The sequence below is a fragment of the Mycobacterium sp. E1715 genome, assembly GCF_001667625.1.
GTDB lineage: Bacteria > Actinomycetota > Actinomycetes > Mycobacteriales > Mycobacteriaceae > Mycobacterium.
On sequence record NZ_LZJJ01000488.1, the window covers coordinates 1 to 26,130 of the forward strand.

A 26,130-nucleotide genomic window follows, 5' to 3' on the forward strand; every position below is an offset into this window, starting at 1 on the left:
GGCCCCTGGTGCTGATCGGGCCGGTGTCGGCCGCGCTCAGGTCACGCTGGGTCTCGTTGCTCGTGTTGCTCATGCGGACTTCACCAGGCAGAAGGTCTGCGCGTTGTGGCCGTCGGAACTCCGCTGTTCGCGCACGACGCCGTCCACGGTGATCTTGCAGCTGATCTCACCGCTGTCGCTCTGCGCCATGATGTTGGCGCTGACCGATGGCAAGGTCGTCGAGATGGTGGTCGACCACGGCAGCGGTGCCGCGTTCACCTGGTGGGTGTTGGCGTTCTCGTCCCAGTAGTTGATGTTGGCGGTGGCCCCGGGCGGGCCGGTGATGTCGTAGACGACGACCTTCGGATTGAACTGCACGATTTCGATCCCCTTGCCGGCGTTCGCGTTGAGGTCTTGAGAGCCGAAGATCCTGTGGAGCCGTGACACGATCAACGCCGAAACGGCCAGCACGACCACCAACAACAGTGGTATCCACGCCCGCATGAGCAACACGAGCAACGAGACCCAGCGTGACCTGAGCGCGGCCGACACCGGCCCGATCAGCACCAGGGGCCTGTCCAAGGCCGAGCGGGGGCACCGCCCGTACCTGCCGCATGCGATCCGCATCTTCGCGGTGCCGATCATTTTGGTCTGGCTGTTCGTGACGGTCCTGGTGAATGTCATCGTCCCGACACTGGAAAAAGTTGGTGAGGCGCACTCGGCGCCGATGACCCCGCTGGACGCGCCGTCGATGAAGGCGATGATGCGCCTGGGCCACAATTTCCACGAATTCGACTCCAACAGCACGGTGATGATCGTGTTGGAGGGCCAGCAACCGCTGGGCCCCGACGCGCACCAGTACTACGACAAGCTGATTCGGCAACTCCGCCAGGATCCCAAGCACATTCAGCACATTCAGGACTTCTGGGGCGACCGACTGACGGCCGCGGGTGCGCAGAGTGCCGACGCCAAGAGCGCCTATGTGCAGGTGAACCTCGCCGGTAACCAGGGCACGACGCTGGCCAACGAGTCCGTGGACTCCGTCCGCAAGGTGATCGAGGAGAACAAGGCGCCACCGGGCGTGAAGGCCTACGTCACGGGCCCGGCCGCCTTGTCCGACGATATGCACATCATCGGTAACGCCAGCCTGGCCAAGATCACGCTGTTCACCCTGGGCGCCATCGCGATCATGTTGCTGCTGGTCTACCGGTCCATCGTCACTACGCTGGTGCAGCTGTTCATGACTTTTGTCGCGCTGGCGTGTTCGCGGGGGGTCGTCGCGGTTCTCGCGTACCACAACGCATTCGGGCTCACCACCTTCGCCGCCAACATCCTCACCATGCTGGCGATCGCCGCGGGGACGGACTACGGCATCTTCCTGATCGGCCGCTACCAGGAGGCGTTGGCCGCGGGCGAGGACCGAGAAACCGCGTACTACACCACATTCAAGGGCGTCGCGCCGGTCGTCTTGGGTTCGGGCCTGACGATTGCGGGTGCCACGTATTGCCTCAGTTTTTCGCGGCTGCCGTGGTTCAACACCATGGGGGCGCCGGTGGCGATTGGCATGATCGTGGTGGTGCTGGCGGGCGTCACGCTGGGGCCCGCGGTGGTCTTCGTCGGCAGCCGCTTCCACTTGTTCGAGAGGCAGGCCAAGCGTGGCCGGCTGTGGCGCCGGGTGGGCACCGCCGTAGTGCGTTGGCCCGCACCGGTTTTGGCCGTGAGCGCCGCGGTTGTGCTGGTCGGCATGATCGCCCTGCCCAGCTTCCACACGAGCTACAACGACCGCCATTACCTGCCCCTGTCGGCCCCGTCCAATCAGGGACAGGAGGCCGCGAACCGGCACTTCTCCGAGGCACGGATGAATCCCGACCTGCTGATGGTCGAGTCCGATCATGACATGCGAAACCCGGCCGACATGCTGGTGCTGGACAGGGTGGCCAAGAACGAGATGCGCACGCTGGGCATTGCCATGGTCCAGGACATCACCCGGCCGCTGGGCATTCCGATCCAGCACAGCTCGATACCGTTTCAGAACAGCGTCCAGAGTCAGACGACGATGCAGAACATGAGCTTCCTCAAGGAACGCATCGCCGACATCCTCCGGATGGCCGACGACCTGCAGACCCAAATCGAGACCACGCAACGCCAATACGAGGTGTCGCTGGACCTGGCCAACGCCGCCGACGACAGCGCCAAGACCACCGCGGTGACGTCGCAGATCACCGACACCCTGCGCGACCACATCGCGGATTTCGACGACACCTTCCGGCCGATACGCAGCGTCTTCTACTGGGAGCGGCACTGCTACGACATTCCCGTGTGCATCGGGCTGCGGTCCCTGTTCGACACGTTCGACGGGTTCGACCAGCTCGCCGAGCAGTTCCACTACCTGACCACCGACATCGAGCACACCGCCAAAGCCTCACGCGACCTGACCGCGCTGTTTCCCACGCTGATCACCACGCTGAAAACCACCAGGGGCATCACGCTCACCCTGTATCAGACGTTCAAGGCGATGATCGACCAGATGGAGGCGATGAGCAACACCGCGATCGTGATGGGCCAAAGCTTCGACGCGTCGAAGAACGACGACTTCTTCTACCTGCCGCCCGAGGCGTTCGACAACCCGGACTTCCAGACCGGCCTTCGAATGTTCTTGTCGCCGGACGGTAAATCGGCGCGGTTCTTCATCACGCATCAGGGCGATCCGATGTCGCCGGAGGGCATCGCGCAAGTCGACGCCGAACGCACCGCCGCGCAGGAGGGTCTCAAGCAATCGTCGCTGTCCGACGCCCGGGTCTATCTGGGCGGGACCGCCGCAACGTTCAAGGACATGGCCGACGGCGAGAAGTACGACCTGATGATCGCCGTGGTGTCCGCCCTGACGCTGATCTTCATGATCATGCTGCTGCTCACGCGGAGCGTGGTTGCGGCGTTGGTGATCGTCGGCACCGCGGCCAGCTCGATCGCGGCGTCGTTCGGCCTGTCCGTGCTGATTTGGCAGGACCTGTTCGGCATCAGGATCCACTGGATCGTGATGGCGCTGTCCGTGATCATCCTGCTGGCCGTCGGATCCGACTACAACCTGTTGCTGGTCTCCCGGTTCAAAGAGGAGATCCATGCCGGCCTCAAGACGGGAATCATCCGGTCGATGGCGGGTACCGGCGGGGTGGTGACCGCGGCCGGTCTGGTGTTTGCGTTCACCATGGCGGCCATGTTGGGCAGCGACTTGCGGGTGCTGGGGCAGTTCGGTTCGACGGTGTGCATCGGTCTGTTGCTCGACACGCTCGTCGTGCGCACGCTGCTGATGCCGTCGATTGCGACGCTGCTGGGCCGTTGGTTCTGGTGGCCGCAGGTGGTGCATCCGCGGGGTGACAACGCCCGGCGACCGGTGCCCGCCGCCGTTTAGGGCTGCACGACAACCGCGACGGCTCCGGCGCCGACGTGCAGCGCGAGCACCGGCCCCAACGGGGTGATGATCGCCGGCTCACAGGCCGGCAGCCGCCGCGCCAGCGTCGCCGCCACGTCCTTGGCGCCGTCCGGGTTGGCGACGTGATGCACCGCCAGGGCGGCGGAACCGTCGCCGACGACCTCGCAAACCCGGTCGATCATCGCCTCCGTCGCGTGGGTGACGGTGCGTACCCGTTGCGCCAGAACGAGTTTCCCGTCGTCGATGCGCAGCAGCGGCTTGAGCGCCAGCGCGGTGCCCAGCCACGCCTTCGCCCCGCCGATCCGCCCGCTGCGCCGCAGGTTGTCCAGTCGATGCACCACCATGAACGCATGGGTCCGCCGTGCGGCCGCATTCGCCGCCTCGGTGACGGCGTCGAGGTCACCGCCCGCGGCCGCGACCCGCGCGGCCGCCAACGCGACGAAGCCGGTGCCCATCGCGGTCGACTTCGAGTCGACGACCCGCACGTGCGGGTCCAGGTCGGCGGCCGTCCGTTGCGCGGCACCGCAGGTCCCCGACAACGCGGACGAGATGTGCACCGCCACCACGCCGTCTCCGCCGCTGTCGCCCAACGCTTGCTGATACGCGTCGGCCAGTTCGGCGGGTGTGGCCGCTGCGGTGGTCGCGTGGCGCTGGTAGACGTCTTCGGGGATCTCGTCGACACCGTCACGCAGATCGACGCCGTCGAGCAGAATGTGCAACGGGACGACGCGTATCGCCCATTCGTCCAGCAGCTCGGCGGGCAAGCGCGCCGACGCGTCGGTTACCACAACGACAGTCACGGGGATTACCCGCGCGGCTTGTCGGTCGGCACGCCAGCCTCGGCCAGCGCCTTGAGCATCAGCTCGGCAACCGCTTGGTGCGCTTCGAAGTTCCAGTGGATGCCGTCGGGATTGCCCCGGCCGGACATGATCTGTTCGGCGACGGCGGCTTTCAGGTCGACCAGCGGCACATCGTGGGTCTGCGCCCACTCGGTGATCGCCGCCGCCGTTCCCGGCCGGCCATGGTGGGCGTGGGCGTAGGTGTCGGCGATGTGCACCGAGGGCAATGCCGCCACGATCGGGATCCCCGGGCGATTGAAATCGATTGCGCCGCGGGTCTGTTCGAGGTATTCAACGCTGAGATGTGGGGGCAGCGCCGACCGGGCCACCGGTGACAGCCGGGGCTGCAGCCAGCCGTAACCGTCGCGAACCCAGCGCCGCAAGCGAGGCGGACGCACGTAGCGGATCAGTTCCCGCAGCGCGGTCGGCAGCACCGACGGCAGCGAATCCATGCCGCCGGTGGCGAAGATGACGGCCCCCGCCCTGGGCAGCGCCGCCCACGCGCGCGGGTCCTGGGTGGCCGCCCACCAGATATCGCGACAGGTCCAGCCGATGCGGCCGATGAGCTCGACGTCCCAATCCAGTTGTTTGGCAACGATGTTCGGCCAGATCCGGGGGTCGTCCGCGGGCAGGCCACCGGTGGGCCCGTAGTACGCCAGTGAGTCGGCGAAGATCAGCAGAGTCGGACGCGCCTCAGAGGACATCGTTGGACACCTGCGCCGAAGCGTTCCACACGTCGAGGCGCCACCGGATGGCGTCGAAACCCGCGCCCTGCTCGTCGGAGTGACCGGACAGCTGAACCCAGCTGGCGTTTCCCATGCCGCCCAATACCGGCCAGTTGGCGACCGGGAGTTTCAGCAGGGCGGCCGACAGCGCGGCGATCAGGCCGCCGTGGGCCACCAGCACCACCGGCCGCTCGGCTTGCTGTGGATCACCCCAGTCCGGTTCGCCGGACACCAGTTCGGAGACGAGTGGCACGCTGCGGGCGGCCACATCGACGCGGCTCTCGCCGCCGTGCGGCGCCCAGGTGGCGTCCTCGCGCCAGGCCAGCCGCGCGCCCGGAGCCTGCGCGTCCACCTCGGTGTGCGTCAACCCCTGCCAGTCGCCGAGATGGGTTTCCCGCAACCGTTTGTCCACCCGGATCGGCAGGCCGGTCCGCTCCCCCAGCCTGATCGCCGTGTCGTAGGCACGATGCAGGTCCGACGACACGATCAGCAACGGCTGCAGCTTGCCCAGGACCTCGGCGGCGGCGACCGCTTGGGCGCGACCGAGCTCGCTGAGTTGGGAATCCAGTTGCCCCTGCATCCTGCTGCCGGCATTGAACTCGGTTTGCCCGTGCCGCAACATGATCAGCCGACGAATCGTCATGGCGCGCCCACCGAGTCGTCGGGTTCTTCGGTTAGATCCACGGGCACCACCGGGCAGTCGCCCCACAACCGGTCCAGGGCGTAGAAGTCGCGGTCGTCCTGGTGCTGGATGTGCACGACGATGTCGCGGTAGTCCAGCAGCGTCCAGCGCCCTTCCCGGGTGCCCTCCCGGCGCGCCGGCTTGTAGCCGGCCCTGCGCATCTTCTCCTCGACCTCGTCGACGATGGCGTTGACCTGCCGCTCGTTGGACGCCGAGGCGATCACGAAGCAGTCCGTGATGACCAGCTGGCCCGACACGTCGATCACGATGACGTCGTCGGCCAGCTTCGATGCGGCCGCACCTGCGGCCACGGTCGCCATGTCGATGGCCTCCTGCGTGGCGCTCATGTGTTGTTCCCGGCGGGCAGCGTTGATCGGCTCACGGAGTCCTTCGATTGGTCGCCGGCGCGATACAGCCGGCGCTTGGAGACGTATTGCACGACGCCGTCGGGCATCAGGTACCAGAGGGGCCGGCGTTGTTCGGCGCGCAGCCGGCAATCGGTCGACGAGATGGCCAGCGCCGGAATCTCGACGAGGGTGAGCACATCCTCGGCCAGCTCGCCCAGCACGCCGGTGATGTGTTCGCGCCGCAGCTCGTATCCCGGCCGGCTGACGCCGACGAACCGCGCCAAGTCGAACATCTCCTGCCAGCCCTGCCACGACAGGATTGAGGCGAGCGCGTCCGCGCCAGTGATGAAGTACAGCTGCGAATCCGGGTTGAGGGCGTGCAGATCCCGCAGGGTGTCCTTGGTGTAGGTGGGGCCTGCGCGGTCGATGTCGACCCGGCTGACCGAGAAGCGCGGGTTGGACGCGGTGGCGATCACCGTCATCAGATACCGGTCCTCCGCCGCGGAAACGTGCCGATCCTTTTGCCAGGGCTGGCCGCTGGGCACGAAGACCACTTCGTCGAGGTCGAACAGGTCGGCGACCTCGCTGGCGGCAACCAGGTGCCCGTAATGGATGGGATCGAACGTCCCACCCATCACACCCAGCCTGCGCAGCTCCTTTTGCACGATTTGCCAGCTTACTTGAGGCGACGCCGTCGCCCGATTTCGTCACACCGGCCACAGCAGGTCCACGCGAGAGGCTCCCGCCTGCGGGCGCCACGCTGGCGTGACACACGGCGCTCGCGATCACGCTGGCGTGACGCTCGCGGGCCGTGCCCCGGTGCCCCGTGCGCCGCGACGAGCCGGCCCTACACCGGCAGCAGCTGGTCGATCACCGCGGCCAACTGCTTGGCCGACCGGCATTCGTGCATCGTGATGACCTCTTGATAGCGCGGCACCGCCGAGTCGCCGCTGCCCCACAGGTGCTTGGGTTCGGGATTCAGCCAGTGCGCGTGCCGGCTGGCGGTCACCATGTGGGAGAGCAGCTCGGTCTCCGGATTGCGGTAGTTGGTGCGGCCGTCGCCGAGCACCAGCAGCGAGCTGCGCGGCGACAGCACGTTGGGGAACGCCTGCGCGAACGACGCGAACGCGTTGCCGTAGTCGGAATGCCCGTCGCGGCTGAACACGCCGGCCTCCCGGGTGATCCGTTGGATCGCCACGGCCAGATCGGCTTCCGGCCCGAACATGTGCGTCACCTCGTCGGTGGTGTCGATGAAGGCGAAGACCCGAACTCGCGAAAACTGTTGGCGCAGAGCGTGTACCAGCAGCAGGGTGAAGTGGCTGAACCCGGCGACCGAGCCGGACACGTCACACAGCACCACCAGTTCCGGCCGCGCCGGGCGGGGCTTGGCCAACACCACATCGATCGGCACGCCGCCGGTGGACATCGACTTGCGCAGCGTCTTGCGCAGATCGATCACACCCGCGCGGGACCGTCGCCGCCGGGCCGCGAGCCGGGTGGCCAGTGTGCGCGCCAGCGGCGCCACCACCCGTTGCATCTGGCGCAGCTGTTCACCCGAGGCCCGCAGGAACTCGACATTCTCCGAAAGCTGTGGGATGCCGTACATCTGGACGTGATCGCGGCCGAGTTGCTCGGCGGTGCGCCGCTTGGTCTCGGCGTCGACCAGCTTGCGCAATTGCGAAATCCGCTGCGCGGCCATGGCTTTGGCGATCTGCTCCTGCGTGGGCGCGGGCTCGTCACCATACGGGGCGAGCAGCCCCGCCAGCAGCTTGCCCTCCAGCTCGTCCAGCGCCATGGCTTTGAGCGCCTGGTACGACGAGAAGGACGGGCCCCGGCTGGAGCTGTACTTCCCGTAGGCCTCCACGATGCGCGCGATCATCGCGACGAGCCGCTCGTCCATGTCGGCGAGGTCGGGGTTCTCGTTGAGCAGGTCCAGCAGCATCTGGCGCATCGCCTCGACGTCGTCCGGCGGCAACGAGTCGTCGCCTTGTGACCCGTCGGCTCCTTCGTCGGTGACCACCGCGCGTGCGCCCAGCGCCCCGGGGAACCACAGGTCGAACATGGCGTCGTAGGTGTCACGGTGATCGGGTTGGCGCAGCACGGCGCAGGCGATGCCCTCGCGCAGCACCTCACGGTCGCTCAAGCCCAGGGTGGCCATCACGCGGCCGGCGTCCACCGTCTCGGACGGCCCCACCGAAATACCAACTCCGCGAAGCGCTTCGACGAAGCCCACCAGGTGGCCCGGCAGCCCGTGCGGGGCGAGCGGCCGGGTGGGTCGGATGCGGCGGGCGGCCATCAGTTCAGCCGGAGCTCGCCGCTTGCGCGCTGCTGATCGGACTGATGCTTGAGGACGACGCCCAAGGTGGCGGCAACGACGGCGTCGTCGATGGTGTCCAGGCCCAGCGCCAACAGGGTGCGACCCCAGTCGATGGTCTCGGCGATGGACGGCACCTTCTTGAGTTGCATGCCGCGCAGCACGCCGATGATGCGCACCAGCTCATCGGCGAGGTGCTGGGGCAGCTCGGGCACCCGCGACAACAGGATGCGGCGCTCCAGCTCGGGACTGGGAAAGTCGATGTGCAAGAACAGGCAGCGGCGCTTGAGGGCCTCGGACAGCTCCCGGGTTGCGTTGGAGGTCAGCACGACGAACGGCGTCCGCTCCGCGGTGATCGTGCCCAGCTCGGGGACCGTCACCGCGAAGTCGGACAGCACCTCGAGCAGCAGGCCCTCGATTTCGATGTCGGCCTTGTCGGTTTCGTCGATCAGCAGCACCGTGGGCTCGGTGCGCCGGATGGCGGTCAGCAGCGGCCGCTGCAGCAGGAACTCCTCGCTGAACACGTCGTCCTTGGTCTGATCCCAGTCCCCGGAGCCGGCCTGAATACGGAGTATCTGCTTGGCGTGGTTCCACTCGTACAGGGCGCGCGCCTCGTCCACCCCCTCGTAGCACTGCAGGCGGACCAGTCCCGAGTCGGTCGCCTGGGCGACGGCGCGAGCCAGCTCGGTCTTGCCGACACCGGCCGGACCCTCCACCAGCAACGGCTTGCCGAGCCGGTCGGCCAGGAACACGGCGGTGGCGGTGGCGGTGTCGGGCAGGTAACCGGTCTCGGCCAACCGTCGCGAAACGTCGTCGATGTCGGCGAACAACGGCTTGGGCCGGGCTGGCACGCTCACTATCTCGGTTCTCCTAAAGCACTTCTCGTCGCGGTGTCAGGCGGGCCGGACTTGCCCGTCACCCCAGGCGATCCACTTGGTCGAGGTCAACTCCGGCAGCCCCATCGGGCCGCGCGCATGCAATTTCTGGGTGGAGATCCCGATTTCGGCGCCGAAGCCGAACTGCTCCCCGTCGGTGAACGCCGTCGACGCGTTGACCATCACCGCCGCCGCATCGACCCCGTCGCTAAACCGTTGCGCGGCAGCCATATTGCTGGTCACGATCGCCTCGGTGTGCCCCGTCCCGTACTCGTTGATGTGAGCGATCGCGGCGTCGATGCCGTCCACCACGGCGACGGCGATGTCCATCGACAGGTACTCGCGGCGCAGGTCGTCCTCGGCGGCGTCCGCCGAAACCCCGCCGTGCACGGTCACGCCCGCGTTCTCGAGGGCCGACACCAACCGGGGCAGCGCCTTCTTGGCGATCGTGGCGTCGACCAATAGCGTCTCGGCGGCATTACAGACGCTGGGGCGGCGGGTCTTGGAGTTCAGCAGGATTCGTTCCGCGAGGTCCAGGTCGGCTCCTTCGTGCACGTACACGTGGCAGTTGCCGACACCGGTCTCGATGGTGGGCACCTGCGCGTCGCGAACCACCGCGTCGATCAGGCTCGCTCCGCCGCGCGGAATCACCACGTCCACCAGGCCGCGGGCCTGGATCAGGTGCGTCACCGTGGCGCGATCGGCGGCCGAAAGAAGTTGCACCGCATCGGCGGGCAGGTCCTCACTGACCAGCGAGGCGCGCAGCACCTGCACCAGCGCCTGATTCGACCGCGCCGCCGACGAACTCCCGCGCAACAGCACCGCATTGCCCGACTTGAGCGCCAGGCCGGAGGCGTCGACGGTGACGTTGGGCCGGCCCTCGTAGATCATGCCGACGACGCCGAGCGGCACGCGCTGCTGCCGCAGGTGCAAACCGTTCGGCAGGGTGTACCCGCGCAGCACCTCGCCGACCGGGTCGGGCAGCCCGGCGACCTGGCGCAGACCGGCGGCGATCCCCTCGACGCGTTTGGAGTCCAGCGCCAGCCGGTCGAGCATCGCGGTCGGTGTGCCCGCGGCTTCGGCAGCGCTGAGGTCGTCGGCGTTGGCGGAGAGAATCAGATCGGTGTGAGCCGCTATCGCGTCGGCCGCGGAGCGCAGCGCCTGGTCCTTGGCCACCGTCGGCAACAACGCCAGGACGCGAGAGGCGACCCGGGCGCGCCGGGCGGCATTGTGGACCTCGCGACGCAAGTCAGGAAGCGATGGTGCTTGCAGACTCATTGAACCAGGGTATCGGGCCTTGACCGGCCCAGCGCGGCGGCCCGGGTATTACGCCATCCGCTCCGCACGTAACGCGCCGGGACCGAGATTTCAAGCGTCGGCGAGTCAGCGCCGCGGTTTGGCCGGCTGCTGTCGCTCGACACCGGCATGGCCGGCCCGGTCGCGGCGGCCCGCCTCTCGCACCTTGGCCTGCCGCTCATCGATCAGTCGCCCTAAGTCTTGAAGCAGCAACGGTTTACGCATCACGAGGTGCTCGAGGTGCTCACGCTCGATCTGCAGCGCCGTCACCTCGTCCAGCGCGTAGGCGCCGGCCAGGTTGGGTTGACGGGTCAGCGCCGTCAGGCCGAGGAACGATCCCTCGTCGAGGATGCTGGCAGGCACCACCGACCCGTCCTCGGTCGTCGCCGTCAGCCGGACCCGCCCGGCGACCAGGAAGGTCATGCCCGAGGACACCTGACCGGCGGACTCGATGATTTCGTCGGCACCGTAGCGGACGAGCTTGGCGTACGGCACCAGCGATTGCTGATCGGTGTGACTCAGCCGCAACGCCGGGGCGACCACCGTGCGCAGCGCTTTCTCCACGCGCTGCTTGGTGGAGTAGTTGTCGTCGGCGCCGTCCAGCCGCAGGCGCGACCGCCGCGCGGCGTACCAGACCCAGCGCAGGAAGGTGGCTTCGGTGGCTTCCGCGTCGGCGGGCGACGTCAGCCTGATGGTGGTGCGGTACTGGGCGCCGCCCAGCGCGACGGTGGTCGGCAACACCTCCGGTCTGCGGGCCGGCAGCGCACCGGCGACCCGCGTCAACATCGCGCACACCTTGTCCGGGGCATCGCCGGCCGCGAACTTCGTGGTGATCGCACAGTCGTATGCCCGCGACGGGCGACTCAGGTTCGTGAACGAGGTGCTGGCCAGCATCGAGTTGGGCATGATGCGGATGCCGCTGCCGGTGTCGATGTGGACGGACCGCCAGTTCACTTCGACGACGCGCCCCCGCGTGGTACCGGTGTCCAGCCAGTCGTTGATCCGGAACGGCTGCTCGAAGAGCATGAACAAGCCGGACACGACCTGGCCCACGGAGTTCTGCAGCATCAACCCGATGACCACCGAGGTGATGCCCAGCGCCGTGAACAGGCCGCCGATCCGGACGCCCCAGATGTAGGAGAGCATCACCGCGAGCCCGACGCCGATCACTCCGAAGCGGGCGACGTCGATGAAGATGGCGGGCAACCGCTTGCGCCAGCTTTCGTCGGGCGCGCCCTCGAACACGGTGGCGTTCAGGGCCGACAGCACCAGCACCAACACCAACAGGCCGAAGATCGTGGTGAGGATCCGCACCGAGCCATCCCCGGCCGGGATCTGCGACGCCTTGACGACCAACAGCAGCAGTGCGCCCAGCGGCAGCAGATAGTTGCGCAGCAGGCTGACCTGCCTGGCCAGGTGGCTTCTCCGGCGGACCAGCGCGCGGTGCAATTCGGTGAGCAGGATCAAACAGACCGGGAATCCCAGCGCGACCCCGATCGCCCAGTAGAACCACGACGATTCGAACAGGTTCATGATCGCTCCGACAACCGGTAGATCGCCTGGTCCGTTCCGCCGACCGAGATGGTTCCCGCGGGCGCGAACTGGCGCACGTCACGCATCGCCTCGTACACCTGCGATGTGACGTAGATGCCCGATTGGTTTGAGCCGCTCTGCATTTGGTAGGCCAGGCTCACCGCGGCGCCCCACATGTCATACACGAGCCCCGAGCGGCCGACCAGTCCGCTGATGACGTTGCCGGTGCTGATGCCCACTCGAAGGCGCAACTCGTGACCCGTCTGGTTGTTGAACCGCTCGATGATGTGGCGCATTTCGAGCGCGAAGTCGACGCTCCGGTGAATGCTGTCCAGCCGCGGCGTGACCACGCCGCAGCTGGCGAGGTAGCCATTGTGGAAGGTGCGGATTCGCTCGACGCCGAGAGATTCGGCGGCCGAGTCGAATTGCCGGAAGAGTTCGTCGACGATCCCCACCAGCTCGTCGCCGGATATGCCGACGGAGACCTCGTCGAGCCCGACGATTTCGGCGAAGATGACGGCCACGTCCTGGTGTTCCTGCGCGATGGTCTCCTGTCCCTCGCGATATCGCTGCACGACGGACTCGGGCATCAGCGCCAGCAACAGGCGGTCGTTCTCCCTGCGCTGTTCGTTGAGCAACTCCTCCTTGATCGCCAGGTTGCGGCTCATCTCATTGAAAGCCGCAGTCAGCTCGCCGATTTCGTCGCGCGTCTTCACCGGGATGTTGACCTCGTAGTCGCCCGAGGTGATCTTCTGCGTGCCGGCCTGCAGCCGACGGATCGGGCGCAACATCAGCTGGGCCAGCACCATCGACGCCACGCAGATGGCGAAGATCATGATCGACACGGCCAGCACGAGCGTTCTGCTGAACCGGCCGAGGCGTGCGAACGCGTCGGAGTTGTCGCGCGTTGCCAGGATCGACCAGTGCAGATCGGAGTTCGGCACCGTCAGCGGGGCGTAGGCCTCCAGTTCCCTGTTGCCCAGATAGTCGGTGGCGCTGAGGACTCCGGTTTGTCCGCGCTGGGCGGCGCGAAGGCCCGCGGTGGGCACCGGCTGCACCAGCGTCGTGCCACCGAGGCGGATCGCTTGCTCGACGACGTCGGGCGGGGTGCCGGACGCCACGGCCTCGCGTTTGTACTCGGCGGGATCCTCGAGGAAAAGCCTTGAGTCGGAACGCATCAGGTTATCCGGACCGGCGAGGTAGGTCTCGGTGGCCGGGCCCATCCCGGCGGCCTCCCAATGTTTGTCGGCCGTCATGATCTTGTTGATCTTCGAGATCGGCAGCGGCAGCGCCATCACGCCGTTGAATTTTCCGTTCATTCCCACCGGCGACACCACCCACGCCGTCGGGGCGTCGAGTTGCGGCTGGTACGGCTGGAAGTCGGTGATCCAGACGAAGTCGAGATCGTTGGAGCGCAGGGCCTTTTGGTATGCGTCCCGCAGATTGGACTCGCGGTACGGGCCGGTGAGGATGTTGGTGCCCAGATCGGGGCCCTTGTTCACCGAGTACACGACGTTGCCCTGCATGTCCAGCAGCAGCGCATCCGGGTACTCGAAACGGGTGACGATGTCGCGCATGTAGAAGCCGTAGCGGCCGCTGGCCGCCGACCAGGCGCTGCCGTCCCCCGCGTCCTCGACCTTCCTCGCCTCGGCGATCGATGGGTACTGCGCGGTGTAGTTGGCCTGAAGGTACTTCTGTGCGTTGGAACTCGGGAAGATCGCGTTGCGATCGAGCTCCTCACCGGTGATGCGCTTGATCGGCTTGATCATGTTGTTGTCGTAGTAGTTGACGAGGGCCTGCTGTTGGGCCGGGGTGATCGTCGCGTTGGACAACTGCGCGAAGCCATCGGTGAACGCCGTGGTCGCCTCGACGATGCTGAAGCCGCCGCTGTACACGATCAGCGAATTCGTGACCTCTTTGAACAGTGACTGCACCTGCCGCGCCTGGGACTCGCGCAGTTCGGTGAGTCGCTCGGATTCGACCTGGCGCAACGCGTTGCGGCCCGACGACGCCCCGATGAAGGCGATCACCCCGATCGACAGGATGCTGCACAACAGCAGCGTCAGCAGGAGCTTGGATTGCAGGCCGATCCGGAAAAGCCGACGACGGCGGAACTTACGGCCTCTACGGGCCTCGCCCGATTGCGCCACAACCGTTTCGGCCGGGTCGGGTGCCGGGGCGGGCGCAGGTGCGTTCTGGGAAGCCGGCTCAGCGTCTCGTAGCTCGCTCGATGTCACTCGACTTCGCCCTTCCTCGGACAGGCAGCATCGCTCACGCAGCACACTAGCGCGCGCGCCTCGAGATATGGGCGATTGCGGCAAAGCGTTCAAGGCGAAGAACGCTCGGGCCTTCAACAACCCGACTGAGTGCACCTATCCTTGGCGCTATGAGCGACGCCTGCGCGGACGGTTGCGGCTGCGGCCCCAGCGACGTGGCGACCGTCCGGGGCGCCGAGCCCGACGCCGCTTGGACACGCGCCGCGCGCCGGGCGCGATGGCTCGCGTGGGCGAGCCTGTGCTGGATGTGCGCGGAGGGCGCGCTCGGGCTGTGGCAGGGGTTCGCCGTCGGGTCCATCTCGCTGATCGGCTGGGCGCTCGGCAGTGCCGTCGAGGGCTTGGCGAGCGTGATCGTCGTGTGGCGGTTCACGGGTGACCGCACGCTGTCGGAGACCTCGGAGCGCCATGCCCAGCGCGGGGTGGCCGTGTCGTTCTGGCTCATCGCGCCCTACATCGCTCTCGAATCGGTCCGGAATCTGCTCACCGGGGCCCGCCCCGGGACGACGGTGATCGGGATCGCCTTGACCGCGGTGGCGCTGGTCATGATGCCGCTGCTGGGATGGGCCAAGCGGCGGCTCGCCGGGCACCTGAACTCGCGGGCCACCGCCGGGGAGGGCACCCAAAACTATTTGTGCGCCGCGCAGTCCGCGGCGGTGCTGCTGACGCTGGCCGTCATCGCCGTGTGGCCGGGCGGCTGGTGGCTGGACCCGGCGGTCGGCCTGGTCATCGCCGGTGTTGCGGTCCGCGAGGGATTTGAGGCGTGGCACGGCGAGGACTGCGAATGCTGATGCAAGAGCCAAAATCGCGGCGCCGCAGACTGTTTGGCGGTTGCAATCGACTGACGTCGGCGTAATGGCGCGAGTCTGCGTGGTCGGCAGCGTGAACATGGACCTGTCGCTGCGCGTCGACACCCTCCCCCGCCCCGGCGAGACGGTGCTGGCGTCGTCGCTGACCTCCGCGCCGGGCGGCAAGGGGGGCAATCAGGCGGTGGCGGCGGCGCGTGCGGGTGCGCAGGTGCAATTCGTCGGAGCGGTCGGCGACGACTCGGCCGCGGCGCGGTTACGCGCCCACTTGCTGGACAACGGGGTGGCTCTGGACGGCACCGCCGCAGCGCCCGGGCCGAGCGGCACGGCGATCGTGGTTGTCGACGCCGACGCCGAAAACACCATCGTGGTGGCGCCCGGGGCGAACGCGCGGCTGACGCTGGACCGCGCCGCCGCGCGCGGCGCCATCAGCGGCTGCGACGTCTTGTTGACGCAGTTGGAGATCCCCGCGCAGGCGGCGGCGACCGCGGCACAGCTGGCCCGTTCGGCCGGCGCGGTCGTCATCGTCAACGCCTCACCGTCCGGGCAGGACCCCGGCTCGTTGTCCGACCTTGCCGCCGCGGCAGACGTGGTCATCGTCAACGAGGCCGAGGCCGACGAATGGCCGTGGCGCCCCGATCACCTGGTCACCACCCTGGGGGCGCGCGGCGCGCGGTACGCAGGTGTCGACGGCGACTTTGTGGTGCCCGCTCCGGCGGTGGCCGCGGTGGACACCACCGGCGCCGGGGACGTGTTCGCCGGTGTGCTCGCGGGAAGCTGGCCACCCCATCCGGGCTCGCCCGCCGGACGGCTGCACGCGCTGCGACGCGCCTGCGCCGCGGGGGCGCTGGCGACGCTGGTAGCCGGTGCCGGCGACTGCGCACCGGATGCCGAAGCGATCGACGCGGCGCTGCAATCGCTGGCCTGACCTGCGGTTGGCAGCAGTTGGCAGCGTCCGGCGTCGATCTGGCAGTGGTTCGCGGGCAACGTCGGTGGCGATCGTTTTCAGCCATCGAGAAAGGAACATCATGTCCGCTACCACGATTGATCGCACGGGCACCCGGGACGGCCTGCTGCGCCTGGCCATGCGCGCCGACGCCGCCATCAGCGGGCTGGTCGGCCTGGCCGGCATCCCGCTGGCCGGCCGGCTCGCCGAGCTCTCGGGTACCACGAAAGCGTTCGAGTACGGGATGGGCGCCTTCTTGCTCGGCTACGGCGTGCTGGTGTTCGGGCTCGCCAACCTGCCGTCGGTGCGCCGCGCCGGCATGGCCGTCATCATCGGCAACCTGCTCTACACCGTGGCCGCCGTGGTGCTGGTGCTCACGGACGTCTTCCCGCTGACCTCGGCCGGCGTCGCGTTGAACCTGGCGGCCGGGGCCTACACGCTGGTGTTCGCGGAGCTGCAATACCAGGGCTGGCGCCGCGCGAGGGCGTGAGCCGGGCCGTTCGTGGCCCGTCCGGCGATCCCGGGCGGGCCCGCAGCACGTTATTCCTCGGGAATCTGGCGGTCGATCTCGTCGAGCCAGATGCGCGCGGACATGTCCGACGGGGCGCGCCAGTCACCGCGGGGCGACAGCGCGCCGCCGTGCGACACCTTCGGGCCGTTGGGCAGCGCCGAACGCTTGAATTGGCTGAACGAATAGAAGCGCTGCACGAAGACCCCGAGCCAATGCCGAATCTCCTTCAGCGAGTAGGTCGGTCGCTTGTCCTCGGGGAATCCCGGCGGCCAGTTGCCCCGCTCGGGGTCGCTCCACGCGTGCCAGGCCAGGAACGCGATCTTCGACGGCCGGAACCCGTAACGCAACACGTGGAACAGTGAGAAGTCCTGCAGCGCATACGGTCCCACCTTGTCCTCGCTGCTCTGCAGCTCTTCCTCTTCGCCCTTCGGGACGAGCTCCGGGGAGATCTCGGTGTCAAGCACCGACTCCAGCACGTCGGTGACGTCGGATTCGAACTGGCCGGACGAGATCACCCAGCGGATCAGGTGCTGGATCAGCGTCTTCGGGACACCGCCGTTGACGTTGTAGTGCGACATCTGATCGCCCACCCCGTAGGTCGACCAGCCCAGCCCGATCTCGGAGAGGTCGCCGGTGCCGAGCACGATTCCGCCGCGCTGGTTGGCCAGCCGGAACAGGTAGTCGGTGCGCAGGCCCGCCTGCACGTTCTCGAAGGTGACGTCGTAGACCTTTTCCCCACGCCCGAACGGGTGGTCCATCTCTTTGAACATCACCATCGCGGTCTCGGTGATGTCGATCTCGGCGAAGGTGACACCGAGCGCGCGGCACAGCTCGATCGCGTTGCGTTTGGTGCGGTCGCCCGTCGCGAAACCGGGCAGCGTGAACGCGAGAATGTCGCTGCGCGGCCGTTCCTCCCGGTCCATCGCGCGCGCGGCGACGATCAGCGCGTGCGTCGAATCCAGGCCGCCGGAGATCCCGATCACGATCTTCGGGTAGTTCAGCGCGCGCAGCCGCTGCTCGAGCCCCGAAACCTGGATGTTGTAGGCCTCGTAGCAATCCTGTTCCAGGCGTTCGCGATTGGCCGGGACGAACGGGAAACGCTCCACGTCGCGGCGCAATCCGAGGTCGCCGGCCGGCGGCTCCAGCCGGAAGTCGACGCGCCGGAACGACTCGGCCGCCCCGCGATGGTGGCGCCGGTTGTCGTCGAACGTCCCCATTCGCAGGCGTTCTGAGCGCAGCAGGTCGAGATCCACATCCGCGACGCTGCGTCGCTCCCCTTTCGGGAAGCGCTCGGACGAGGCCAGCAGTTCGCCGTTCTCCCAGACCATGGTCTGACCGTCCCAGGCCAGGTCGGTGGTCGACTCGCCCTCGCCCGCGGCGGCGTAGACGTAGGCGGCCAGGCAGCGCGCCGACGCCGAGCGGGCCAGCAGGCAGCGGTCTTCGGCGCGGCCAATCGTGATGGGACTGCCGGACAGGTTCGCCAGCACCGTCGCGCCGGCCAACGCCGCCTCCGCACTGGGCGGGATCGGCACGAACATGTCCTCACAGATTTCGACATGCAGGACGAAGCCGGGGATGTCGGAGGCGGCGAACAGCAGGTCGGGGCCGAACGGGACGTCGGCGTCGCAAATCCGGATGGTGCCGCGCTCGTCATCTCCCGGCGCGATCTGGCGTCGTTCGTAGAACTCCCGATAAGTGGGCAGGTACGACTTGGGCACCACCCCCAACACGGCGCCACGGTGAATCACCACCGCGGTGTTGTAGATGCGATGGCGATACCGCAGCGGGGCGCCGACGACGAGGATCGGCAGCAGATCGGTCGAGGACGCGACGAGGCTCTCGATCGCGGCCGTCACGTCGTCGAGCAGGAGGTCCTGCATCACGATGTCCTCGATCGAATACCCGGACAGCGTCAGCTCGGGGAACACCGCCACCGCGACGCCGTCGTCGTGGCACTCGCGCGCCAGCCCCAGGACCGACTCGGCGTTGGCCGCCGGATCGCCGATCGTGGTGTGATGGGTGCACGCGGCAACCCGGACAAAGCCCTGGCTGTAAGCGTTGTAAAAGTCCATCGCCCTTCCATTGTCGCCTGACCGGTGTCAACCCGCGGCCGCCGGGTATCCCCTCCATCATGAGCGATACTGCCGTCGTGGTGGTCGACATGATGAACACCTATCAGCATCCCGACGCTGAAGAATTGATACCCAATGTGGGCAAGATCATCGACCCGCTGGCCGATTTGGTCCGGCGCGCACGGGAATCCGACGACGTGGACCTGATCTACGTCAACGACAACTACGGCGATTTCGCCGCTCAGTTCTCCGACATCGTCAGCTCCGCGCTCGACGGAGCCCGGCCCGATCTGGTGAAGCCGATCGCGCCGTCCGGAGACTGCCGCGTGATGACCAAGGTGCGGCACAGCGCCTTCTACGCGACCGCGCTGGCGTATCTGTTGAACCGGCTGGAGACCAAGCGGCTGGTCATCGCCGGGCAGGTCACCGAGCAGTGCATCCTCTACACCGCACTCGACGCCTACGTGCGCCACTTTCCCGTCGTCATCCCGACGGACGCCGTGGCCGGCATCGACACCGACCTGGCCGAGGCGGCGTGCAAGATGATGGAGAAGAACATGTCGGCCGAGATCACCACGGCCGCCGACTGCCTCGGTTAGTCAGGCGCGCCAGACCCGAAGGCCCGCCCTGGGAGAGCCACCCGGCGGGATCAGGCAACGAATTTCGGTGGCGGAAGCACCCTGCGGGTCGCGCGCGTCGTCAGCCCCGGAGACGAGCCCCAAGGCCCCATGTCGCTGCAGTCCCAGGCGTAGGCGGGCACACCGTCGCGGAGCAGCGGCGCGAGCTCGGGTATCGACAATTCCCTCGCGGACCAGGAGTACAGCTGGTCAAGTCGTGGCCGGATGACGCCGAGGTCGAGAACACGACCGAATCCGTTTTCCCGGCCGACGTACCAGTCCAGGTCCTCCCGCAGCGGGTAACGGTCCGGCAGCACCCTCGACAGCTGCAAGAAGATGCCGGTGACTGCCAGGCGCGGGTCGCCCAACAAGGGTGCGAGCGGTGACAGCCAGCCCAGCGCCAACCGCGGCGCGGCCACCAACGCGTGCGCGAAGAGGACCCGCACCAGCACCAGGTTGATGAAGAAGCGTTCGACGCGCGACTCGCCCTCGGCCAACTCACGGTTATCCAGGTAGGCCCTGACGATGATGGCGTTGTGGGCCCGGTACCACGTTCGCACCGACGGCCGGCGGATGAACGTCACCGAGTCGGCGACGCTCGACGAGGTGGTGGGGCCGCCCAGGCCGAGCACGTGGGCGCGCGCTTCGGCGGTATCGCGCAAGAGCCGGTCGTTGATCGCACGCCACCAGGGACTGCCCGGCGCCGCGGCGTCAGTGGGGTTCAGCACTCCGCGACGCAACTCCCAGCGCATGAACGCGAGCGCCGCGCGCCGGTAGGGCAGACGCCGCTCGTCCCAGCCGGCCGGTGTCTCGTAGAGGGTCCGCAGCAGCGCGAGCCGCGCCATCGGGTCATCACGCACCGAAGCGAGCTGTCCCGCGGCATGCTCGGCGGCTGTGGCCATGGCAACAATCAACCACATTGCGCCCGGTGACCGCTTGTGAAGGCAGACGTCCGGAGCTCGACGCCCCGTACCCTCGAACAGGTGACCACCCGCCGCGCCGAATCGCCGGAGCTGGTCGCGTTGCTGACCGGTCGCCGGATCGCGGTGCTGACCGGCGCCGGCCTGTCCACCGACTCCGGCATCCCCGACTACCGCGGACCCGATTCGCCGCCCAGCAATCCCATGACGATCCGCCAGTTCACCTCGGATCCGGCGTTCCGGCAGCGTTACTGGGCGCGCAACCACGTCGGCTGGCGACACATGGACGACACGCTGCCCAACGCCGGGCACCGGGCGTTGGCCGCCCTCGAGCGCGCTTCGGTGGTGACCGGGGTGATCACCCAGAACGTCGACCTGCTGCACACCAAGGCCGGCAGCACCAACGTCGTCAACCTGCACGGCACCTACGCGCGGGTGGTCTGCCTGGGCTGCGGCTACACCATGAGCCGCGCCGCGCTGGCCGATCAGCTCGAATCGCTCAACCCGGGATTCGTCGAACGCGCCGGAGCGGGCGGCGGTCTGGCCGTAGCCCCCGACGCCGACGCCGTCGTCGCCGACACCACGTCGTTCCACTACCTCGACTGCCCGAGCTGCGGCGGCATGCTCAAACCGGACATCGTCTACTTCGGTGAGAGCGTGGCCAAAGCGGTTGTCGACCAAGCCTATTCACTGGTGGAAGAAGCCGACGCGCTGCTGGTCGCCGGCTCGTCGCTAACAGTGTTCTCGGGCTACCGGTTCGTGCGTCATGCGGCAGCGCTCGGCACGCCGATCGCCATCGTCAACCGCGGTCCTACCCGCGGGGACGACCTGGCCACCGTCAAGGTCGACGGCGGCTGCTCCGAGCTGCTGACGTTGCTCGTCGACGAATTGTCGCCGATCGCAATGCTTTAGAACGTGCACCGCATGCTGCGGATGGCGTGGACGAAATTGCCCGCCACGTAGGCGGGATCGCCCGCCTGGATATCCGGCAGCTGGCGCAGCAGCTCCGCGAAGATGGCCCGCAGCTGTGCCCGGGCCACATGGGCACCGAGGCAGAAGTGCAGCCCGCCCCCGCCGAACCCGACGTGCGGGTTGGGACTGCGGCTCAGATCCAATCGCTCCGGATGGTCGAACACCTCGGTGTCCCAATTGCCGGACGGATAGAACATCACCACCTTCTCCCCCGCCCGGATCGTCTGGTCGCACAGCTCGAAATCCGTTGCCGCCGTGCGCCGAAAGGTCATCACGGGACTGGCCCAGCGGACGAATTCCTCGACGGCCGTTCCTATCCGGTTGTCGAAATCCTCCAGCAACCAGGCTCTTTGATCTCCGAAGTCGGTCAGCGCCTTCATCGCGTGGCTGGTGGTCTGACGGGTGGTGTCGTTGGCGGCCACGGAAAGCAGCACGAAGAAGGCCGCCACCTCCGCGTCGGTCAGCCGGTCGCCGTCGACTTCGGCGTTCACCAGGCCGCTGAACAGATCGTCGCCGGGATGATTGCGGCGCTCGGCCGCCAGCGCGCCGGCGACCTGGTGCAGGTACCCCTGATTTTCGAGCAGAACCTCCAGGGGGTGGCGACCGTCGAGGTAGATCGGGTCGGCCCAGGACACCAGCGCGTCCGCGGCGTGCGCCACCCGCTCTCGCTCCGATTCCGGAATCCCCACCATGTCCGACAAGGTGCGGATCGGCAGTTGCTTGGCGCAGTGCTCGACGAAGTCCGCCCCGCTGCCGGCCGCGCGCAGCTCCTCGACGATCGCCCTGGCGTTCGCCCTGATCGAGTCCTCGATGCGCCGGATCTGGCGTGGGGTGAACGCGGCGCTGACCAGCTTGCGCAGCTTCGTGTGCCGCGGCGGGTCCATCGCGAGGAACGACTGCGACGCTTCGAGGAGTTCCACCGGGATGTTCTCGAACATGACGCCCTGGCCCGAAAGGAACACCTCGTTGTTGCGGCTGACCGTGGCGATGTCGGCCCGCCGGGTGACCGCCCAGTAGCCCGGATCCGCGGGATCGGGCATCAGCGCGTCCTCGACCGGCGGATGCCAGCTCACCGGCCGCTCGGCCCGCAGCACCGCGAACGATCGTTCGCGGTCGGCCGCCGTCGTCGACCAGAACGCGCGGGAGGACAGGTCGATGGGGTCGTAGGGGCGGCCGGGCTTTTCGCTGCCCGACGTTCCGGTCATCACGGTCATGGCGATCCTCCGTTGCGTATGACCTCGGTCACAGACTCCAGCGACACTATTCCTAGACATCATGTCTAGTCAAGTTGTCCAAGATGGCTCTATGCTGGGGGAATGCCATCGGTCACCCGGAAGCCGCAGGCCAACCGCGAGCAGGAGCGACAGCAGCGGCGAGAACAGATCGAGCGCCGGTTGCTGGACGCCACCGAGCGACTGATGCGCGACGGCGCCAGCTTCACCGAGCTCAGCGTGGACCGACTGTCGAGTGCGGCCGGTATCTCGCGCGCGAGCTTCTACATCTACTTCGAGGACAAAGGCCACCTGCTGCGCCGCCTGGCCAACCAGGTGTTCGCCGACCTCGCGGACAGCGCCGACCGCTGGTGGAGCGTGGCGGGTCGGCACGATCCCGGCGACGTCCGCGCCGCGATGGACGGCATCATCGCCAGCTATCGGCGACACCAACCGGTACTGGTCGCCCTCAACGAGATGGCCGGCTACGACCCGCTGGTCGCGGCGACCTACCGCAACCTGTTGACCGCCGTCACCGGGCGGATGACGCGGGTCATCGAAGACGGCCAGGCCGATGGCTCGATCCGGGCCGAGTTGCCCGCGGCCACCACCGCCAGCGCGCTGACTTGGATGGTCGAGCGGGCGTGCCAACAGAATCTGCCGACCTCGCCGGCCGATTACGACACCGAACTGGCCGCCACGCTGGCCGAAATCGTCTGGGGTGCGCTGTATCTCAAGCCGACCTCGGATCGCTGATGCGCGGGGTGTGACGAACGCGATATAGTTAATACCCTAACTATTCGCCTACCATGCAATTATGGCATCGCTGGCCGCACCGGAGATCGACCCGCTTTCCCTCGAACAGCAGGTCTGTTTCGCGCTGAGCGTGACCAACCGGGCCGTTTTGGCGGTCTACCGGCCGCTATTGGAACCGTTGGGGCTGACCCATCCCCAGTACCTGGTGATGCTGACCCTTTGGGACCACCAGAAGGCGGCAGGGGCACGGCGGAAACCGCTGTCGGTCAAGGACATCGCGACCACATTGCAGATGGATTCCGCGACCCTGTCGCCGATGCTCAAGCGCCTGGAAGCGATCGGCCTGATCACCCGTACCCGAAGCGCGGTCGACGAGCGCTCCACCGAGGTGAAGCTCACCGAGAGCGGCGCCGCCTTGCGTCGCCGTGCGCTCAAGATCCCGCCCGCCGTGGTCGAGCGCCTGGGCGTCGACATCACCGAACTTCGGCACCTGCACGAAGTGCTTACCCGCATCAACACAGCCGCCCTGGCAGCGGGCGCATTACAGTCCTGACCCGTCCGCACTAGGAGCCACCATGACCGACACCAAACCGAACGTCTGGCAACGCATCACCTACTCGTACGGTCGATGCCTACCCAGCTCGATGCGCACCTGGGTGGCCAACGACCTGGCCGGCCCGGGAGCCGTGCGCAGGCACATGATTCGGTGGGCCATCCCGCCGCTGTTCGTTCTCGCACCGTTCTGGCTGCTGCCCGCGTCGCTGTATGTGCACTCTGAGATGACGGCGCCGCTCTACATCTGGGCCCTGCTGATCTCGCTTGCGCTGAACAAGGTTTGGCGCCGGCACCGGCTGGCGCAGCACGGGCTCGACCCGAACCTGGTCGATGTGATCAAGAACAAGAAGCAGGCCAAGATGCACGAGGACTACGCCCGCCGGTTCGGGCCGCGGCCCGAATCGGCCGCCTGGCAGGACAACAGCAACCCGTTCAGCTAGCCGCCCTATACGGCCACGAGGTCATCGGCGTGCACCGCGGGCCGGCGGAGTTCGCCCGGCAGCTCTGAGGTCGACCGGCCGATCATGGTCGCCAGTTCGGTGGCGTCGTAGGCCACCACACCCCGGGCCACCATGGCCGTGTCCGGGCCGCGCAATTCGACGACGTCCCCGGCGTAGAACCGGCCCGACACGGCGGTGATGCCGGCGGCCAACAGCGACCGACGCTGGTCCACCACCGCGCGCACCGCGCCGTCGTCGAGGATCAGCGCGCCGGCCGCCTCGGCGGCATACCGCACCCAGAACCGGCGAGCCGACATCCGGGCCGGCCGTGCGGCGAAGACCGTGCCGACCGATGCGTCGGTGAGCGCGGAGGCGGCGTCGGACGCCGCGGCCAGCAGGACCGGCACCCCGGCGTCGGCGGCCAGCAATGCCGAGGACATCTTCGACACCATTCCTCCGGTCCCGAGGTCGCTGCCCGGGCCGGCGACCACACCGGACAAATCCGCCGCCCCGGAGACTTCCCCGATGAACCTGGCACCCTTGATTTTTCGGGGATCGGAGTCGTAGAGGCCGTCGATGTCGGAGAGCAGCACCAGGGCTTCGGCACCGACGAGGTGGGCCACCAGCGCCGACAGCCGATCGTTGTCGCCGAACCGGATCTCGTTGGTGGCCACCGTGTCGTTCTCGTTGACGATGGCCACCGCGTGCAGGGCGCGCAACCGGTCCAGGGTGCGCTGGGCGTTGGTGTGCTGGGCCCGCATCGAGATGTCGTGAGCGGTCAGCAGCACCTGTCCCACCGTGCGGCCATAGCGCGCGAACGCCGCGCTCCACGCGTTCACCAGCGCAACCTGCCCGACGCTGGCCGCCGCCTGTTTGGTCGCCAAATCCTTGGGGCGGCGGGCCAATCCGAGCGGTTCGATGCCGGCGGCGATGGCGCCCGACGAGACGATGACGACGTCGGTGCCCGCCTTCATGCGCGACTCGATGGCGTCGGCCAGCCCGGCCAGCCGGCCGGCGTCGAACACGCCGGACTCGGTGGTCAGCGCGTTGGTCCCGACCTTGACCACCAGGCTGCGCGCGGTCCGGATGGCCTCACGCTGAGCTGTCACGGTGCACCCCGCCTCATCGCTTCGCTCTGCGTCGTCACCGGCGGTCACGACTCGTCACCGCGCTCGCGACGCTGCCGCCGGGCCGCCTTGCGCTCCGAGGCGCCCGTGCGCTCGCTGCGTTCCAGCCGCACATCGGTGCCCCGCCCCGACATCGCGACGTGTTGTCCCGCAGGCGTTTGCGGCTCCCAGTCGAACGTCATGTCCCCGATGGTCACGGCGCACCCGGGTTGCGCGCCCAGCCGCAGCAGTTCCTCCTCGACACCCAGCCGGGCCAGGCGGTCGGCCAGATAGCCGACGGCTTCGTCGTTGTCGAAGTTGGTCTGCCGGACCCAGCGCTGGGGCCGGGCACCGGTGACCACGAAGCCGCCCTCGCCGTCCGGCTCGACGGAGAAGCCGCTGTCGTCCACCGGAACCGGACGGATGACCGGCCGGCGCGGCACGATCTCCGGCTGGGCCTCGTTGTACTCCGAGATGATCCGCCAGAGCCCGAATATCAACGGCTGCAGGCCTTCCCGGGAGACCGTCGACACCAGGAAGACGGGCCAGCCGCGCTCGGCGATCTCATCGCGGACGAACTCGGCGAGCTCGCGCGCCTCGGGCACGTCGATCTTGTTGAGCACCACCGCCCGTGGCCGCTCGGCGAGGTCACCCAGCGTCGTATCCCCTTGCAGGGTCGGCTTGTACGCGGCGAGTTCGGCTTCCAGGGCGTCGATGTCGGAGATCGGGTCGCGGCCGGGCTCCGCGGTGGCGCAGTCGACGACGTGCACCAGAACGGCGCAGCGCTCGATGTGCCGAAGGAAATCCAGGCCCAGGCCGCGGCCCTGCGACGCGCCGGGAATCAGGCCCGGCACATCGGCGACGGTGAACGTGTGCTCGCCCGCCGACACCACACCGAGGTTGGGCACCAGCGTGGTGAACGGGT

The 26,130-nt window shown here is 67.8% G+C and carries 25 protein-coding genes; 9 read left to right on the forward strand and 16 right to left on the reverse strand.

Annotation, left to right across the window (positions count from 1 at the left end):
- Positions 1-69: 69 nt before the first annotated feature.
- Positions 70-483 (reverse strand): MmpS family transport accessory protein, encoded by a 414-nt coding sequence (locus A9X03_RS24140; protein WP_068263357.1) that lies wholly within the window; start codon positions 481-483, stop codon positions 70-72.
- Between A9X03_RS24140 and A9X03_RS24145 the strand changes: the two genes are divergently transcribed.
- On the forward strand, positions 482-3,388 hold the full coding sequence (locus A9X03_RS24145) for an RND family transporter (protein WP_067752526.1): 2,907 nt from the start codon (positions 482-484) through the stop codon (positions 3,386-3,388). The genes A9X03_RS24140 and A9X03_RS24145 overlap by 2 nt on opposite strands.
- Here A9X03_RS24145 and A9X03_RS24150 read toward each other — a convergent pair.
- The 10 genes from A9X03_RS24150 to A9X03_RS24195 form a co-directional block, all read right to left on the reverse strand.
- The gene (locus tag A9X03_RS24150; protein ID WP_067752523.1) at positions 3,385-4,209 is read right to left on the reverse strand and encodes a DegV family protein; all 825 of its coding nucleotides are present in this window, start codon (positions 4,207-4,209) and stop codon (positions 3,385-3,387) included. The two genes, A9X03_RS24145 and A9X03_RS24150, sit on opposite strands and share 4 nt — an antisense overlap.
- 5 nt (positions 4,210-4,214) lie before the next feature.
- Complete coding sequence (octT, locus tag A9X03_RS24155; RefSeq protein WP_067752519.1) at positions 4,215-4,952, reverse strand: diglucosylglycerate octanoyltransferase; 738 nt, start codon at positions 4,950-4,952, stop codon at positions 4,215-4,217.
- Complete coding sequence (gpgP, locus tag A9X03_RS24160; RefSeq protein WP_067888131.1) at positions 4,942-5,616, reverse strand: glucosyl-3-phosphoglycerate phosphatase; 675 nt, start codon at positions 5,614-5,616, stop codon at positions 4,942-4,944. Before gpgP ends, octT begins: the two co-directional genes overlap by 11 nt.
- The gene (gene rsfS, locus A9X03_RS24165; protein ID WP_068019095.1) at positions 5,613-6,002 is read right to left on the reverse strand and encodes a ribosome silencing factor; all 390 of its coding nucleotides are present in this window, start codon (positions 6,000-6,002) and stop codon (positions 5,613-5,615) included. Before rsfS ends, gpgP begins: the two co-directional genes overlap by 4 nt.
- Positions 5,999-6,655, reverse strand: a complete 657-nt coding sequence (gene nadD / locus A9X03_RS24170) for a nicotinate-nucleotide adenylyltransferase (RefSeq protein WP_255369132.1) — start codon at positions 6,653-6,655, stop codon at positions 5,999-6,001. The genes rsfS and nadD overlap by 4 nt, the downstream gene beginning before the upstream one ends.
- Positions 6,656-6,849: 194 nt before the next feature.
- Complete coding sequence (locus A9X03_RS24175; RefSeq protein ID WP_067781983.1) at positions 6,850-8,298, reverse strand: VWA domain-containing protein; 1,449 nt, start codon at positions 8,296-8,298, stop codon at positions 6,850-6,852.
- Positions 8,298-9,173: a MoxR family ATPase gene (locus tag A9X03_RS24180; RefSeq protein ID WP_067781981.1), complete on the reverse strand. Its 876-nt coding sequence runs from the start codon at positions 9,171-9,173 to the stop codon at positions 8,298-8,300. Before A9X03_RS24180 ends, A9X03_RS24175 begins: the two co-directional genes overlap by 1 nt.
- A gap of 36 nt (positions 9,174-9,209) precedes the next feature.
- Positions 9,210-10,469: a glutamate-5-semialdehyde dehydrogenase gene (locus A9X03_RS24185; protein WP_067781979.1), complete on the reverse strand. Its 1,260-nt coding sequence runs from the start codon at positions 10,467-10,469 to the stop codon at positions 9,210-9,212.
- Between the two features lie 105 nt (positions 10,470-10,574).
- Positions 10,575-12,020: a mechanosensitive ion channel domain-containing protein gene (locus A9X03_RS24190; protein WP_067752505.1), complete on the reverse strand. Its 1,446-nt coding sequence runs from the start codon at positions 12,018-12,020 to the stop codon at positions 10,575-10,577.
- Complete coding sequence (locus A9X03_RS24195) at positions 12,017-14,257, reverse strand: adenylate/guanylate cyclase domain-containing protein (RefSeq protein WP_067781975.1); 2,241 nt, start codon at positions 14,255-14,257, stop codon at positions 12,017-12,019. The genes A9X03_RS24190 and A9X03_RS24195 overlap by 4 nt, the downstream gene beginning before the upstream one ends.
- Positions 14,258-14,406: 149 nt before the next feature.
- On the opposite strand from A9X03_RS24195, the gene A9X03_RS24200 reads away from it, so the two are divergent.
- The 3 genes from A9X03_RS24200 to A9X03_RS24210 all read left to right on the forward strand — a co-directional run bounded on the left by A9X03_RS24200 (position 14,407) and on the right by A9X03_RS24210 (position 16,535).
- Positions 14,407-15,084 (forward strand): cation transporter, encoded by a 678-nt coding sequence (locus A9X03_RS24200; RefSeq protein ID WP_082950459.1) that lies wholly within the window; start codon positions 14,407-14,409, stop codon positions 15,082-15,084.
- A gap of 64 nt (positions 15,085-15,148) precedes the next feature.
- Positions 15,149-16,027: a PfkB family carbohydrate kinase gene (locus A9X03_RS24205; protein WP_067752501.1), complete on the forward strand. Its 879-nt coding sequence runs from the start codon at positions 15,149-15,151 to the stop codon at positions 16,025-16,027.
- 100 nt (positions 16,028-16,127) lie between these two features.
- On the forward strand, positions 16,128-16,535 hold the full coding sequence (locus A9X03_RS24210; protein ID WP_067752556.1) for a hypothetical protein: 408 nt from the start codon (positions 16,128-16,130) through the stop codon (positions 16,533-16,535).
- A gap of 50 nt (positions 16,536-16,585) precedes the next feature.
- On the opposite strand, the gene A9X03_RS24215 is transcribed toward A9X03_RS24210, so the two are convergent.
- On the reverse strand, positions 16,586-18,628 hold the full coding sequence (locus A9X03_RS24215) for an NAD(+) synthase (RefSeq protein WP_067752497.1): 2,043 nt from the start codon (positions 18,626-18,628) through the stop codon (positions 16,586-16,588).
- 59 nt (positions 18,629-18,687) lie between these two features.
- Between A9X03_RS24215 and A9X03_RS24220 the strand changes: the two genes are divergently transcribed.
- On the forward strand, positions 18,688-19,227 hold the full coding sequence (locus A9X03_RS24220) for a cysteine hydrolase family protein (protein WP_067752495.1): 540 nt from the start codon (positions 18,688-18,690) through the stop codon (positions 19,225-19,227).
- A 50-nt stretch (positions 19,228-19,277) separates the two neighbouring features.
- Here A9X03_RS24220 and A9X03_RS24225 read toward each other — a convergent pair whose 3' ends face one another.
- Positions 19,278-20,147, reverse strand: a complete 870-nt coding sequence (locus A9X03_RS24225) for a hypothetical protein (protein WP_068019101.1) — start codon at positions 20,145-20,147, stop codon at positions 19,278-19,280.
- Between the two features lie 81 nt (positions 20,148-20,228).
- On the opposite strand from A9X03_RS24225, the gene A9X03_RS24230 reads away from it, so the two are divergent.
- Entirely contained in the window at positions 20,229-21,077 is an 849-nt protein-coding gene (locus tag A9X03_RS24230; protein WP_067752553.1) for an NAD-dependent deacetylase, read from the forward strand.
- Here A9X03_RS24230 and A9X03_RS24235 read toward each other — a convergent pair.
- Complete coding sequence (locus tag A9X03_RS24235) at positions 21,074-22,351, reverse strand: cytochrome P450 (protein ID WP_067783120.1); 1,278 nt, start codon at positions 22,349-22,351, stop codon at positions 21,074-21,076. The genes A9X03_RS24230 and A9X03_RS24235 overlap by 4 nt on opposite strands.
- A gap of 102 nt (positions 22,352-22,453) precedes the next feature.
- Between A9X03_RS24235 and A9X03_RS24240 the strand changes: the two genes are divergently transcribed.
- The 3 genes from A9X03_RS24240 to A9X03_RS24250 all read left to right on the forward strand — a co-directional run bounded on the left by A9X03_RS24240 (position 22,454) and on the right by A9X03_RS24250 (position 24,099).
- On the forward strand, positions 22,454-23,104 hold the full coding sequence (locus A9X03_RS24240) for a TetR/AcrR family transcriptional regulator (protein WP_067783122.1): 651 nt from the start codon (positions 22,454-22,456) through the stop codon (positions 23,102-23,104).
- A 61-nt stretch (positions 23,105-23,165) separates the two neighbouring features.
- Positions 23,166-23,657 carry a MarR family winged helix-turn-helix transcriptional regulator gene (locus A9X03_RS24245; RefSeq protein ID WP_067783124.1) on the forward strand — a complete coding sequence of 164 codons (492 nt, stop codon included), beginning with the start codon at positions 23,166-23,168 and terminating at the stop codon, positions 23,655-23,657.
- 22 nt (positions 23,658-23,679) lie between these two features.
- Entirely contained in the window at positions 23,680-24,099 is a 420-nt protein-coding gene (locus tag A9X03_RS24250; RefSeq protein WP_067752474.1) for a DUF5313 domain-containing protein, read from the forward strand.
- A 5-nt stretch (positions 24,100-24,104) separates the two neighbouring features.
- Here the strand turns inward: A9X03_RS24250 and proB are convergent, their stop codons facing one another.
- Positions 24,105-25,208, reverse strand: coding sequence for a glutamate 5-kinase (proB, locus tag A9X03_RS24255; protein WP_067752550.1), 1,104 nt, complete (start codon positions 25,206-25,208; stop codon positions 24,105-24,107).
- Between the two features lie 44 nt (positions 25,209-25,252).
- Positions 25,253-26,130 (reverse strand): GTPase ObgE (obgE, locus tag A9X03_RS24260; RefSeq protein WP_082974565.1); only part of this gene is annotated, 878 nt, incomplete at its 5' end.

Bases quoted from the DNA above. Each gene is read 5' to 3' on its own strand.
- A9X03_RS24145 (WP_067752526.1), top strand. From the start codon at position 482: ATGAGCAACACGAGCAACGAGACCCAGCGTGACCTGAGCGCGGCCGAC.
- A9X03_RS24140 (WP_068263357.1), bottom strand. From the start codon at position 483: ATGCGGGCGTGGATACCACTGTTGTTGGTGGTCGTGCTGGCCGTTTCG.
- octT (WP_067752519.1), bottom strand. From the start codon at position 4,952: ATGTCCTCTGAGGCGCGTCCGACTCTGCTGATCTTCGCCGACTCACTG.
- gpgP (WP_067888131.1), bottom strand. From the start codon at position 5,616: ATGACGATTCGTCGGCTGATCATGTTGCGGCACGGGCAAACCGAGTTC.
- rsfS (WP_068019095.1), bottom strand. From the start codon at position 6,002: ATGAGCGCCACGCAGGAGGCCATCGACATGGCGACCGTGGCCGCAGGT.
- A9X03_RS24175 (WP_067781983.1), bottom strand. From the start codon at position 8,298: ATGGCCGCCCGCCGCATCCGACCCACCCGGCCGCTCGCCCCGCACGGG.
- A9X03_RS24185 (WP_067781979.1), bottom strand. From the start codon at position 10,469: ATGAGTCTGCAAGCACCATCGCTTCCTGACTTGCGTCGCGAGGTCCAC.
- A9X03_RS24190 (WP_067752505.1), bottom strand. From the start codon at position 12,020: ATGAACCTGTTCGAATCGTCGTGGTTCTACTGGGCGATCGGGGTCGCG.
- A9X03_RS24200 (WP_082950459.1), top strand. From the start codon at position 14,407: ATGAGCGACGCCTGCGCGGACGGTTGCGGCTGCGGCCCCAGCGACGTG.
- A9X03_RS24205 (WP_067752501.1), top strand. From the start codon at position 15,149: ATGGCGCGAGTCTGCGTGGTCGGCAGCGTGAACATGGACCTGTCGCTG.
- A9X03_RS24210 (WP_067752556.1), top strand. From the start codon at position 16,128: ATGTCCGCTACCACGATTGATCGCACGGGCACCCGGGACGGCCTGCTG.
- A9X03_RS24215 (WP_067752497.1), bottom strand. From the start codon at position 18,628: ATGGACTTTTACAACGCTTACAGCCAGGGCTTTGTCCGGGTTGCCGCG.
- A9X03_RS24220 (WP_067752495.1), top strand. From the start codon at position 18,688: ATGAGCGATACTGCCGTCGTGGTGGTCGACATGATGAACACCTATCAG.
- A9X03_RS24225 (WP_068019101.1), bottom strand. From the start codon at position 20,147: ATGGCCACAGCCGCCGAGCATGCCGCGGGACAGCTCGCTTCGGTGCGT.
- A9X03_RS24235 (WP_067783120.1), bottom strand. From the start codon at position 22,351: ATGACCGTGATGACCGGAACGTCGGGCAGCGAAAAGCCCGGCCGCCCC.
- A9X03_RS24240 (WP_067783122.1), top strand. From the start codon at position 22,454: ATGCCATCGGTCACCCGGAAGCCGCAGGCCAACCGCGAGCAGGAGCGA.
- A9X03_RS24245 (WP_067783124.1), top strand. From the start codon at position 23,166: ATGGCATCGCTGGCCGCACCGGAGATCGACCCGCTTTCCCTCGAACAG.
- A9X03_RS24250 (WP_067752474.1), top strand. From the start codon at position 23,680: ATGACCGACACCAAACCGAACGTCTGGCAACGCATCACCTACTCGTAC.